The sequence below is a fragment of the Oceanobacillus limi genome (assembly GCF_900111445.1).
Classification (GTDB): Bacteria; Bacillota; Bacilli; order Bacillales; family Amphibacillaceae; genus Ornithinibacillus; species Ornithinibacillus limi.
In genome coordinates, this window is record NZ_FOHE01000028.1 from 17,974 (window position 1) to 31,288 (window position 13,315).

The following is a 13,315-nucleotide window of genomic DNA, read 5'->3' on the forward strand; positions in this document are numbered from 1 at the left end:
TTCCTCTCTGAATGGGAAAATAACACCAGTTGTGTTTGCTTAGTATTGATCATCTTTGAAAGAAGTATACATGATATACCAAAATCTGTTGTTATCGATTAACATTTTCCAATTTTGCTATGAACTTGCCAATGATTTCATAACGCTGGTACATCGTATCTCGAGATGGCTTATACACGACTTTTAATTTATTATTTTCCGTTCCTAATTGAATCCCTCTATCAAATTCATTTGCTAGCTCAAACAATTTCGCACCATCAATCTGTTGACTTCGTTCTTCACTTAGGATTAATTCGATTTTCTTACTCTTTTCCGTAATCGTTTCTACACGTTCCTTCTTCGCTAAACGCTTTAAGTCAGAAACAATGATTAAATTTTCTACCTCTTCTGGATAGTCACCAAATCTGTCAATTAATTCATCTTTCAAATCATCCATATCTTCTTGTCCTGTAATGGTTTGAAATTGCTTGTACATATCAATTTTTTGTTTTTCATCAACAATATATGACTCCGGTATATAAGCATCAATTGTCAATGCAAGCTCTGGCTCAAAAGGTTGAATTTCATCTAATTCTTTACCTGCTTTTCTTGCGTCAATTGCATCTTTAAGCATTTGATTATACATATCAAAACCAACCGAATCAATGAATCCATGTTGCTGAGCACCAAGAAGGTTACCTGCTCCACGGATGGAAAGGTCTCGCATCGCAATTTTAAATCCAGAACCTAGCTCTGTAAATTCCTTAATAGCCTGCAATCGCTTCTCAGCTACCTCTGTTAGCACTTTGTCTTTCTGATAGGTGAAATATGCATAAGCAACGCGATTGGAACGCCCTACCCGACCTCTTAATTGGTAAAGCTGACTAAGTCCCATACGATCCGCATCATAGACAATTAAAGTATTTACGTTTGGAATGTCCACACCGGTTTCAATAATGGTAGTACTTACTAAGACATCATATTCACCTTCTAGGAAACCAAACATAACATTTTCTAATTCCGTTTCATTCATCTGCCCATGGGCAACAGCAACTCTAGCATCATCTACTAGCATGCCAATATCCCGAGCCATTTTATCAATATTTTCTACTCGGTTATACAAAAAGAAAACTTGTCCTCCTCTAGCCATTTCACGTTCAATAGATTCTCTAATTAATATTGGATTATACTCTGCGACATAGGTCTGAATTGGAAAACGATTTTCCGGAGGAGTTTCAATGACAGACAAATCTCGAACACCTAACATGGACATATGTAAGGTCCTTGGGATCGGTGTTGCTGTTAGAGTTAGAACATCAATATTAGACTTCAGTTGTTTAATTTTCTCTTTATGTTTTACACCAAAGCGTTGCTCTTCATCGACAATAAGTAAACCTAAATCATGGTATTGAATATCTTTAGATAATAATCGATGTGTACCAACAACGACGTCTACTAAGCCCCTATTCAAACCTTGGATAGTTTCTTTCTGTTGTTTTGCTGTACGAAACCTACTTAGTAAACCAATATTAATGGCATGATCCTGGAAGCGCTCGCGAATTGTTTCATAATGTTGTTGCGCTAATATTGTAGTAGGAACTAGTATTGCTACTTGCTTTCCATCTGCAACTGCTTTAAATGCAGCCCGAATCGCTACCTCTGTTTTACCATAACCAACATCTCCACATAGTAAGCGATCCATAGGACGTTCTCTTTCCATATCTGACTTAATTTCTGCGATACAACGCAATTGATCCTCTGTTTCCTGGTATGGAAATGATGCATCAAACTCACGTTGTAAATCGGAGTCGGGTGAAAAGGCATATCCTTTTCTTGCCTCTCTTTCGGCATATAACTTAATTAAGTCATCGGCTATATCTTCAACAGATGATTGTACTTTTCGTTTTACCTTTGTCCATTCACTGCCACCTAATTTATATAGCTTAGGCTCTTTTCCTTCTGAACCAACAAACTTTTGAACAAGGTCAATTTGTTCAATTGGAACAAATAGTTTGTCGTCACCAGAATATTTAAGTAACATATAGTCCTTATGCTTGCCACCAACTTCTAGTGTTTCAATCCCTAAGTATCGACCAATACCGTGATTGGCATGTACAACATAATCACCAATTTTTAATTCCTGGTAGTTTTTTATTCGCTCCGCATTGGAGATTTTCTGTTTTTTTCGTGTTCGTTTTGACCGCTTTTTAAATAATTCATTTTCCGTGATCAATACAAGTCGGTGCATCGGCATTTCGATACCACTACCAACATTTCCTACTACAATGGTTGGTCGTTCAACAGGTAGAACCAATTGGTTAGCTACATCAGATTCAATTTCATAATCGGAAAAAATAGATTGAATTTTCTCAGCCCGCTTTTCATTGGGTGCTAGAACAACAACGGAAAAACCGCCTTTTTCCCATCGAGTTAATTCATTTTTGAATAAGTGCATTTGTCCATGGAACTCCTGCATGGCTCTTGATGAAAGATTAATAATATTTTGCGGCTGGGTATTTGGTATATGCCTTAGAAAAACGGACATATATAGTCGCTGGACATTCATATTACCCCAAATTGTTTGCCAATCAAAAGAAAACTGGCTACCCTTAACCATTTTGTTCGATTCTAATAGGCTGCTATACCACTCCGCTTCTTCCATATCCAAATTGGTTGCAGTTTCGTGAATTCTGCTCATTTCATCCAGTATCATTAATCCATTTGCAGGTAGATAATCTAATAAACTAGCAGGGTTTTCATAAAGAAACCCAATATATTTATGCATCTCTGGAAAATGTTCAAAGTTTTTCAGACGGGAAATATCATGCTCGATTTCTTCCACTAATTCTTCTTTTGCTTGTGTCGTTTTCACCTTTTTCAACGTTTCTGCTAATGCTATTTCTAAACGTTGCGCTCCAGATAGAATATCTTCTTTTTGTAACAACAGCTCAGTTGCTGGTCCAATAATAATCTCTTGCTTCTTGTCTAGAGAGCGCTGTGAATCAGCATCAAAATAACGTATTGAATCAATTTCTTCATCAAATAACTCAATTCGCACTGGATTAGCTTCTGTTACTGGATAAATATCTATTATTCCACCTCGACGACTAAATTCTCCAGGTGTTGTTACCATCGACGCATGTTCATACCCCATATCAACTAAAGAACCTAAATAATCATCAACATTAATTTCTTGACCAACCGTGAAATTTAACTGGTATTTATCTAAATAGCTAGTAGGAGGTAACATTCGTTTGAGCGCTGCTACGGGTGCTATTAGAATCCCAGATTTTTTTGAAGACCATTCTGTTAATGATTCAATTCGCTGACTCTTAAGCTCCGGGCTTGAAATTGCTATTTCAGATGCGATTAACTCATTTACAGGATATAGATGAACATGCTCCTCTCCCATAAATGCAGCTAAATCATCATAGAGGGCTTGTGCCTGAACTAATTGGTAAGTAATGAAAAGGACAGGCTTCTTTGTTGCTTCCTCTATCATCGATACTAATAAACTTCTAGCTGAACCCGATAAACCTGCCACTAGTTGTTCGTTCATCCCATTAGAGATTCCTGCTAGTACCGATTGTATATCTTCTTTTGATTGTAAATAATTCGTTATTCCTCTCACACAAAAACCCCCATTAAAACATACAAGTCTTTCACTCGTAATACATGTAGAATGACTAGGTAAATAAAACTTCCGTTATTTGTTTACATAACTTTCATCGAGAAAAGGTCACAAGTAGAATTCGTGAGTCTATTCTCTACTAGCTTTTTTTAGGATGCTATCCATTTTCTTATCCTTGGTAAAACGCAAAAATGCCTTGGTTTATCAAAACCAAAGCCTGTCCTTTCTTTTATTGAATGAAGTAATCTAATTCATGGTATTCTGGGTGATGTCCTAAAGACTCTTCACAGTTTTCGCAAATTGCCTGAATTTGAACATCTCCGCTTTCTGTATAATCAATCATCTCTTTTTTATCCTCATCTGATAATTTATCCCATCCAAGAACCGATGTATCTACTATTTGTTGCTCGAGCCGTCCAATAGTGCCTCCACAATGCCTACACTTATAGACTATTGACATGATAATAACCTCCTCGAATAAACCGTTTAGATATATTTTTAAGTTTATCCGAAAAGGATATTTTTATACGATAATATATATGTTTCCATTAGGAATTAAATTCGTTCATAACCTCTAAAAATGGTTTCTCCAACCATCTTTCACAAGCATGTACAGCATTTTCAATGCTTTCAGATACTGCTTCTTCTTCACTTTTTGGGAAGGTTCCTAACACATAATCTACTACAGGAACAGCATTAGTTGGTCTACCAACTCCAATCCGAAGCCGTTTAAACTCTTTCGTACCTAAATGATCAATAAGAGATCGTATTCCATTATGACCTCCATGCCCACCCTTTTGGCGCAATCGAATCCTCCCAGTTGGTAGATCTAAATCATCATAGATTACTAACACATCCCCAGGGTCTATTTCATAAAAGTCTATAAGTGGTTTTACGGACTGACCAGAAAGATTCATATAGGTCTGAGGCTGGAGTAGTACGACCTTATCACCGTGAAGATGTTCTATTACATGTTTCCCTTGAAATTTATCCTTTTTTAATGGCCCCCATGCATTACGTTTTAATAACTCATCAATAACCATAAAGCCAATGTTATGTCGTGTTTTTTTATATTTTCTACCTGGATTCCCTAAACCTACAATACATTTCATTACTATACGTCCCTCGTTTAACATGAATTAACGTCTCTTATTACCTGTTACTTGCGACTAAAATACAACAATCCCTCCTGATAGGTAATGGTTAACACATTTTTCCTAAAGGAGGGGATTGATTATTTTTGATTAATCTTCGTTTCGTTCGGTTTGAGCTTCTCCAACTAACTCAGGTTCTGCATCTTCATTTTCTATTCCTTCAACATCTTCATCTGTTGTAGGAGTTAGAATTGTAACAACTGTCGATTCCTCATCGTCCAGTATTTCATAATTGGCAGCTTTCGGTAAATCTTTTACCGTTAAAATATCACCCGTATCCAATGATGAAACATCTACTGTTATTTCCTCTGGAATTTGATTTGGCTTTGCTCGAACTTGGACTTCATACAATGCTTGTTGTAAAACGCCACCATCTTTTACTCCTTGAGGTTCACCTTCTAATCTAACGGCAACAGCAACATCCATTTCTTCTGCCATATTGACAACGTAGAAGTCTGCATGAATCAACTCATCTTTTATCGAGTCCATCTGATAATCATGTAGCATCACATCTACAGGAGTATCATTTGCTATATCCAATGAAATGACTGCATTTCGGCCTTCATCTCGTACTGTTTTGACAAGTTCTATACTATCTACAGCAACTGATTTTGACTCCTTATCTTTTCCATATACAACTGCGGGAACTTGTCCGCTTTCTCTGAGTTTTCTTGTTGTCGATCTTGCATGATCTGCTCTTTTTGTTGCTTTCAACGTAACTGACATGAATTAATCATCCTCCATTATTTGAAAACTAGATTATCATCCAAGCTGTTAGACAAACTTTCTCATGTATGAAATGTCTCTATCAAAATGCTCTATATAGTAAAATTCCCCTAAATAATCAAATCTAAACCTTTAATCAAATAAAATACTTACAGATTGTTCTTCATGAACCCGAATAATTGCTTCTCCGATTAGTGGAGCAACTGATAATTGGGTTACTTTATCAATCTTCTTCTCATCAGGAAGAGGAATAGAATTTGTTATTACTAATTCTTTAATTTGTGAACTTTCGATACGTTCCATTGCAGGTCCTGATAAAACTGGATGTGTGCAGCAAGCATATACTTCCTTAGCTCCATTCTCTATCAACGCATTAGCTGCAAGAGTAATTGTACCTGCAGTATCAATAATATCATCGATTAGAATAGCTGTTTTCCCTTCAATATTACCTACAATATTCATGACTTCCGCAACATTGGGGCGAGGGCGTCTTTTATCGATAATTCCAATTGGAGCTTTCAGACGATCTGCCATTTTACGCGTTCTTGTAACTCCTCCATGATCAGGAGAAACAATAATTAAATCATCAAAATTCTTCGCTTCAAAGTAATCTGACAGAATTGGCACACCTTGTAAATGATCGATAGGTACATCGAAAAATCCTTGAATTTGTGGTGCGTGAAGGTCAAGGGTTATCACTCGATCTGCACCAGACGTTTCCAATAAATTGGCAACTAATTTCGCCGTAATCGGTTCTCTAGATCGTGATTTACGGTCTTGTCTGGCATACCCATAATATGGCATTACAATATTAATCGATCTAGCAGATGCACGTTTTAATGCATCAATCATAATTAAAAGCTCCATGATGTGCTGGTTCACTGGTGTGCTAGTAGATTGCACTACATAAACATCGCAACCACGTACACTTTCTTCAATGTTGATTTGGATTTCGCCATCGCTAAATGAAGTTACTGTACATTTTCCTAATGTTGTTCCAATGTGTTCCGCAATTTCTCCTGCTAATTTACGGTTCGAATTTAATGTAAATACTTTCAATGCTGCGTCTTTATAAGTCGATGCCATGGATTTACCCTCCGTTAATCTTTTTTCCTATTTTTAATTCTTGCTGCATATCCTTCTTTATTCGTCTGTCTTGCCCGTGCGATAGATAATGATTCACCTGGTACGTCTTTGGAAATTGTTGAACCTGCCGCAACATACGAACCTTTTCCAATAGTTACAGGTGCAATTAAGTTTGAATTACAACCAATAAAAGCATCATCTTCAATCGTTGTTAAGTATTTATTTTTACCATCATAGTTCACTGTTATTGTACCACAACCGACGTTTACATTACTTCCAACTTGCGCGTCTCCTATATAACTTAAGTGAGACACTTTACTACCCTCGCCAAGCGTAGATTTTTTAATTTCTACAAAATTTCCGATCTTAGCTCCATTTCCAATATTTGCCTCAGGTCGAATGTGGGCATATGGACCAATGTTAACCCTGTCACCAATTTTACTGTTGGTCGCAACACTTTGTTTGATAACAGTTGATTCTCCAACAATGCAATTTGTAAGCTCCGTATGTGGTCCAACCTCTGCATCTGCTTTAACAGTGGTTTCCCCACGAAGAATGGAACCAGGATGAATGACAACATCTTGTTCAATAACTACTTCGGGGTGAATATACGTATTATCTGGATCAATAATCGTTACTCCATTACGCATATGTTGTTCATTAATTCGTTTTTTCATCGTCTTTTCCGCTTTTGCTAGTGCTACTCTATCATTTACACCTAGTGTTTCCTCGAAATCGGGCGTCACATATGCACTTACTTTTTCCGATTTGTTTTTTAATATTTCAATTACATCCGTTAAATAATATTCACCTTGTGAGTTGTCGTTAGAGACTTCTTGCAATGCTTCAAACAAGGCTTTATTATCAAAGCAATATGTACCTGTATTTATTTCTTGAACACGGAGTTCTTTCTCATTGGCATCTTTATGTTCTACAATTCGTTCTACTTGGTTATTTTCATTCCGAATTATTCTCCCATAACCTGTAGGGTCTGGAGCAATAGCCGTTAAAATAGTCGCCTTAGAATTTTGTTTTTCATGATGTTCAAATAAATCTAAATAGGTTTGGTCCGTAATTAACGGGGTATCACCACAAACAACGATCGTGGTTCCATCTTTATCTTTTAATAATTGTTCTGCTTGTATCACTGCATGACCAGTTCCTAACTGTTCTGCCTGTAACGCAAATTGACTCTCCCTACCTAATTGATCCTTCACTAATTCAGCACCATGACCTACTACGGTTACTACTTCATCAAGGTTAACTGCTTTTACTTGATCTAAAACATGTTGAACCATTGGGCGCCCCAACACGGGATGAAGCACTTTATAAAGTTTTGATTTCATTCTTGTACCTTGCCCAGCAGCAAGAATGATTGCATAACGTTTTGCCACGAGAAAACCTCCTATTTCTACTTATCCAAGATGCAATTTATTAAAAATTAATTATTTCTTAATCCATAATGAATATATCTTAAATAGAAGTTCATTTCAACAATTACAGACATGAATTAGCAATCATTACTTACTAGCTAGAGATAATATATTATTCCAAAAAAAAGAAGGCCAATCCTGGAAGATTAGACCTCTTGATGTTTAAAATTTTTACAACTTAGGAAGCTCCTGCTTCCTCGTATTCAACTTCCTCACCTGCACGACGATATTCTTCTAATACCGCATCTTGGATCTTACCTCGCGTATTAGAGTTTATCGGATGTGCAATATCTCTAAATTCGCCATCTGGAGTACGTTTTGATGGCATAGCGACAAATAAGCCGTTATTTCCGTCGATTACACGGATATCGTGGACTACAAATTCTTGATCCAACGTAATAGATGCTATTGCTCGCATTCTTCCCTCTGTATTTACGCGGCGTAATCTTACGTCAGTTACTTCCATGTTGTTTCACCCCTTTGCAAAATTAACTTAATTAGATAATTCTACAAATAAAACATAAATCCTGCTTAAAATTGAAAAAAGTTTAATTATTTACACAAAAAGGTAATCATACTCGAAAAAACATTAATATAAGCACTTGTTAAGCAAGTATGACTTGAATAGCTTAACAAAAAAACCTTCATCCTGGGTTGGACAAAGGTTTTCTATATTATTTATTTCGAAAAATTACCTGGTTGAACTTGAATTCGTTTTTTTATCATGTCAACATCTGATATTTTCACTAATGATGTATAATCCTCAACAACACGGTCTTCTTCCTCGTCATCAGCTTCAGCTAATACACCAATAGCTGCCACATTCGCATTAAATTCCTCTAAAAGATTAATCATTCCAGTAATGGTGCCTCCAGCTTTCATGAAGTCATCAATAATACAAACATTCGCATCCTCTTGCAAGCTACGTTTTGTTAATACCATTGTTTGAATTTTTCTCGATGACCCCGATACGTAATTGATACTAACGGATGATCCTTCCGTTACCTTTGGATCCCTACGTACTATAACAACAGGAACATTTAAAAATGAAGCTACTGCATAGGCAAGTGGAATCCCTTTCGTCGCGACAGTCATCACTACATCAATATCCAAGCTTGAGAATTTTGAGGCAAAGACACGACCAATTTCTCTTACCATTTTTGGGTCGCCTAATAGGTCACTCATATACAGATAACCCCCAGGCAGAATACGAACAGGATCTTCCAACTTATTGCATAACGAATCAATAAAAGCAAGTCCATTATCATACGTTGACTCAGGGATAAACATTACTCCACCAGCTGAACCAGAAGTCCGATGTAGATAGCCAATTCCCTCTTCCTGTAACATTTGGTCTACAATATCTAAATCTTCACTCATAGAAGCCTTTGCTGCATTATACTTTTCAGAAAAGTAAGGGAGATTGCGGTGTTGCCGCGGATTTTCTATAAAAAAATTTGTTAAAGACACTAACCGATTGCTTCTTTTCATTTCTACACCTCAAAAACCGAATAATATGATCTTAATATATCACTATTATACGCTTTTTATCAAGAACTAACCTAAAATCCGGACTATATGAACATCGTGACAGAAGCCCTTCATACCGTTGTATATTCGCTGCGCTTTATTATGATGTTGTACTAATCCATAAACAGTTGGACCACTCCCACTCATTAGAACACCATCTGCTCCAGCGTTTGCCATTTTTTCTTTTATCCGTTTGACCTCTGGATAAATAGACATCGTTACTTCTTCTAGAGAATTCCCTATATATTTACATATATTCGAGAAATTTTTAGTATCTAAAGCATTTATTATCTCTTCCGTATTAGGATGAGAAATCTGATCCGAATTTACTCGTTGTAAGATTGATTTTGTTGATACACCTATGTCTGGTTTCGCCAGTATAACCCAACACGAAGGAGGAGATGGTAGCTTTTTAATTATTTCTCCTCTGCCTCTTGCAAGTGCAGTTGATCCAAACACACAAAATGGAACATCTGCGTCAATTTCCATGCCTAAAGAGGCTAGTTCAACTAATGGAACCTTTACATCCCATAATTTGTTTAAACCACGTAATACAGCTGCTGCATTTGTACTTCCTCCACCTAGCCCAGCTGATACAGGTATATTTTTCTCAATTTTTATATGTACCCCTTTACTTATTCCGTATGCTTTCTTAAAAAGCTTTGCAGCCTTATAAGCCAAATTCCGTTCATCATTTGGTACATACCTACTCCAAAGAGAAACTTCTACTTCATCTTCTTCTATACTGGTAAGTTCAATCCGATCCGCTAAATCGATGGTTGCCATAATCATCTCTACATCATGGTATCCATCCTTCCTCCTACCAAGTACATCAAGTGATAAATTAACTTTAGCCGGAGCTTTCTCAAATAGAGCCATATCCGTCACCTACTTTTTCCTATCGCACTTTAGCAATGATAATCTCCTTCATTTTTGCTTGATGAGCAAATTGTATCATAATAAAAATTTACAAGCGACTGGAAAGCCAAAAGAAGTTACGAAAAAACGGCAAATCCAATTAGGATTTGCCGTTTTGCATATTCTGCTCGGCTATTTCAATTGCACGTTTAACCATGTTCCCTGCATCCCTTGCCTTTATACCGCCCCAACCTTCTCGTTGTACCGTGTCGTAAAAGCCTAACTCTTTTGCAATCTCTTCTTTCATCTGATCGGACATTATACCTCCACGTCGAGCCATGAAAGAACAACCCCTTTCTGTTAAAACTTGTTACGACAGTTATAGTTTGACCAAATTAAGCAAATAGAAACTAGTTATATGTATACATATAAGGGAATATTAACCGATAAAATTATATTGCTTCAACACACCTTCTAATTTCAAAGCTAAACCTATATTCCCCTCTACTTTAAGCTTCCCAGTCATAAATGCCGTTGTACTGTTTAATTCTCCTTTTAAAAATTTTCGAACGTACTTTTCCTTCATTTTCAATGTACAGTCTGCCTCAGCTATTTGTTGATCCTTTATTTCGATATCCCCATTATTGAACTTAACTTGGTACAAAGAATTTTGAATATCAATAATTTGAAATTCATATGTAGCATTTAAATTTGAATAAGGGGCCTTGTTTTCTTGCAGTTTCCCCTCCACAAACTTCCAAATTTCTGTAATAGTGCCATTCTCTAAAACATCCATTCCTGTATCCCCTTCATATAAAAGTTTCAATAATCAAATAATTATATTGAAAAATATAGAACAGCAAACACCTCTTGTTTACTGTTCTAATAGTATCGCTTTAGTACGTTCATCTAGAAAGCTTAGTTCAACCGTTTCTGTTAATACGTCTGCATAGCTGTAAGAAACACGTTCGAAAGCATTTTCTTCTTGGTCTAATTCAACAATGAAAACAGAAGGATATGTTTCTGCTAATATTCCCGATCGCTCAATTGTTTTCCTTCTACCTCCATTAGCTTTCAATGTTAGACGTTTTCCAACTTGACCTTCAAGACCTTGCTTAATTTCGATTAATGTTTTAGCCAATACAATCCACCTCACTGTAATCTTATTATAACATAAGCTTGTTTTACAGTCAAAAAATATTATATTATAACAAGATATGTTTTTTAATGTCAACAACTAAATTTCGTTCATTAGTTTTATTGTTTCAAAATGTTAACAAATTATGTATGAATTTTAATGTATATCGTAATTTATTCTAATAAAACCATAAACTGCCTTACTTTTTTTGAGGTGATAAAAGGAAAATCCTCCGAAAGTGAAATTATGATAATGGAAGAGCAAGGCATTCTTAAATGAAATTCCTTATCTCTTTTACATTATACGAAATTACCCAACGTTCTAAAAAACAGCTAGTTTACGGAAAATATCCCTAAAACTAGCTGTCTTCTTCTGAATTACTTTTTTCTTCTTGTTGATCTTCCTGTAAGTAAGGCATTCCTGTACGTAATAGCCCCCTTGTTTCAATACCTCCCATTCCTTTTTCACCTGTCATTGTATTTCGCAATGCCTCCCATACACTTACCTTCTCCATAAATGGTGTATACGCTATTTTAGCAGCAATATATACCGGGTCAAGAGCATGTATATTAATTCGTAACGGAGAACTAGCAAAGTTGGCTCCAGCTCGTATAAGTGATTCGAAGTGAGATTGACAAGCTCCTGCAAAAATTACGAGTTCATCTAAATTAGGTACAATCTTTCTAGCCTCTCTAACTGTTTCTGCGAAAAACTTAGAATGACGATATGCACGTAAATCATTTTTTCTTCCCTTATTTTTAGAAAATGAATCGTGACCGGTAATGACAATGATATTAGGTTGAATCTTTTTAATTAAATCACCTATTTGGAATGGCATCTCCTTTTCATTAATATGGACGCCATGTACTTGTAAACCTAGACGTTGATATAGTGTAATACATTTGCGTAAATACATCTGATCTCCATCTAAATGTAGGACTCGTGCTGGTAATTGAAAATACTCGGCATATTGGTATCCATCGGTCGATTGATAATCCCTTTTTTCTTTCATCAGTTGATAATCTTGTCGAAATAAACGATAGGAAAACTCCTCTTTCTCTTTTTCCTTTTGTCTCCTTTTTTGTAAATCCCTATCTTCTACAAGGATAAGATCATCTAACATTGCATCTGCTTCCAATCGAATATCTTCTCCATGTAAAATTGCCTTGCGATCTTTAATCGATACAATCCGAAATAACAAATCATTATTGTATGAAATACGAGTTACTAACTCACCTATTGAAAATGGCACTACTTATCCACCTCACAGCCTTCATTAATTTGAAAGCATTCCGCTTCTATAGCCTATGCCACCACCACGAACCTTGTTCCCGTATTAGAAAATGAATAGCTGATTATTATGCGACGTAATGATTTTAAAAGAGTTTAGGATATCACTATCACCGCTACGGAAATACATTTCGCTTTCCGCGGGCTCGCGCTAAGCCTCCTCGCTCGCAAAGAACGCTCCCTGTGGGGTCTCAGCGTCTTCGCTTTCCCGCAGGAGTCTCCATGTATTTCCTACGCTGGTATGATTGCAATTATTATTCGTTATTCGTACTTCAGGTCAATTTTCATCAATCACTGGTTTTTAGGGGGATATTTCTATAAGGATCAAAATTACTACTCTAGCGGAGGCAGAATGTGTAGACTCTGTGGGAACAGCACGTGTCCGAAGACCCCGCACAGATGCGCCTACGTCTACTAGTAAATCTTCGAAGCTAATTCCTCGGCGCAAGGGAACAAAGAAGCATATTCAAGTAGTTCCCTGGCTGAGGCC

The 13,315-nt window shown here is 36.5% G+C and carries 13 protein-coding genes; all 13 read right to left on the minus strand.

Annotated features, from left to right (window positions below; all coding sequences use genetic code 11):
* Window positions 1–91: 91 nt before the first annotated feature.
* Window positions 92–3,610: a transcription-repair coupling factor gene (gene mfd, locus BMX40_RS18540; protein WP_090872760.1), complete on the minus strand. Its 3,519-nt coding sequence runs from the start codon at window positions 3,608–3,610 to the stop codon at window positions 92–94.
* Window positions 3,611–3,839: 229 nt separating this feature from the next.
* Complete coding sequence (fin, locus tag BMX40_RS18545; protein ID WP_090872762.1) at window positions 3,840–4,070, minus strand: anti-sigma-F factor Fin; 231 nt, start codon at window positions 4,068–4,070, stop codon at window positions 3,840–3,842.
* 88 nt (window positions 4,071–4,158) lie between these two features.
* The gene (gene pth, locus BMX40_RS18550) at window positions 4,159–4,722 is read right to left on the minus strand and encodes an aminoacyl-tRNA hydrolase (RefSeq protein WP_090872792.1); all 564 of its coding nucleotides are present in this window, start codon (window positions 4,720–4,722) and stop codon (window positions 4,159–4,161) included.
* Between the two features lie 132 nt (window positions 4,723–4,854).
* Window positions 4,855–5,490: a 50S ribosomal protein L25/general stress protein Ctc gene (locus BMX40_RS18555; RefSeq protein ID WP_090872764.1), complete on the minus strand. Its 636-nt coding sequence runs from the start codon at window positions 5,488–5,490 to the stop codon at window positions 4,855–4,857.
* Between the two features lie 132 nt (window positions 5,491–5,622).
* Window positions 5,623–6,576: a ribose-phosphate diphosphokinase gene (locus BMX40_RS18560; protein WP_090872766.1), complete on the minus strand. Its 954-nt coding sequence runs from the start codon at window positions 6,574–6,576 to the stop codon at window positions 5,623–5,625.
* Window positions 6,577–6,590: 14 nt separating this feature from the next.
* Window positions 6,591–7,970 carry a bifunctional UDP-N-acetylglucosamine diphosphorylase/glucosamine-1-phosphate N-acetyltransferase GlmU gene (gene glmU, locus BMX40_RS18565; RefSeq protein WP_090872768.1) on the minus strand — a complete coding sequence of 460 codons (1,380 nt, stop codon included), beginning with the start codon at window positions 7,968–7,970 and terminating at the stop codon, window positions 6,591–6,593.
* Window positions 7,971–8,187: 217 nt separating this feature from the next.
* Window positions 8,188–8,475 (minus strand): septation regulator SpoVG, encoded by a 288-nt coding sequence (gene spoVG / locus BMX40_RS18570; protein ID WP_090872770.1) that lies wholly within the window; start codon window positions 8,473–8,475, stop codon window positions 8,188–8,190.
* Window positions 8,476–8,687: 212 nt separating this feature from the next.
* On the minus strand, window positions 8,688–9,500 hold the full coding sequence (purR, locus tag BMX40_RS18575) for a pur operon repressor (RefSeq protein ID WP_090872772.1): 813 nt from the start codon (window positions 9,498–9,500) through the stop codon (window positions 8,688–8,690).
* Between the two features lie 66 nt (window positions 9,501–9,566).
* Complete coding sequence (gene ispE, locus BMX40_RS18580) at window positions 9,567–10,418, minus strand: 4-(cytidine 5'-diphospho)-2-C-methyl-D-erythritol kinase (protein WP_090872774.1); 852 nt, start codon at window positions 10,416–10,418, stop codon at window positions 9,567–9,569.
* A 139-nt stretch (window positions 10,419–10,557) separates the two neighbouring features.
* Entirely contained in the window at window positions 10,558–10,737 is a 180-nt protein-coding gene (locus BMX40_RS18585) for a small, acid-soluble spore protein, alpha/beta type (protein WP_090872776.1), read from the minus strand.
* 99 nt (window positions 10,738–10,836) lie between these two features.
* Window positions 10,837–11,193, minus strand: a complete 357-nt coding sequence (locus BMX40_RS18590) for an SCP2 sterol-binding domain-containing protein (RefSeq protein WP_090872778.1) — start codon at window positions 11,191–11,193, stop codon at window positions 10,837–10,839.
* Window positions 11,194–11,271: 78 nt separating this feature from the next.
* Entirely contained in the window at window positions 11,272–11,538 is a 267-nt protein-coding gene (gene veg / locus BMX40_RS18595) for a biofilm formation stimulator Veg (protein ID WP_090872779.1), read from the minus strand.
* Between the two features lie 355 nt (window positions 11,539–11,893).
* The gene (yabG, locus tag BMX40_RS18600) at window positions 11,894–12,787 is read right to left on the minus strand and encodes a sporulation peptidase YabG (RefSeq protein WP_090872783.1); all 894 of its coding nucleotides are present in this window, start codon (window positions 12,785–12,787) and stop codon (window positions 11,894–11,896) included.
* Window positions 12,788–13,315 lie beyond the last annotated feature (528 nt).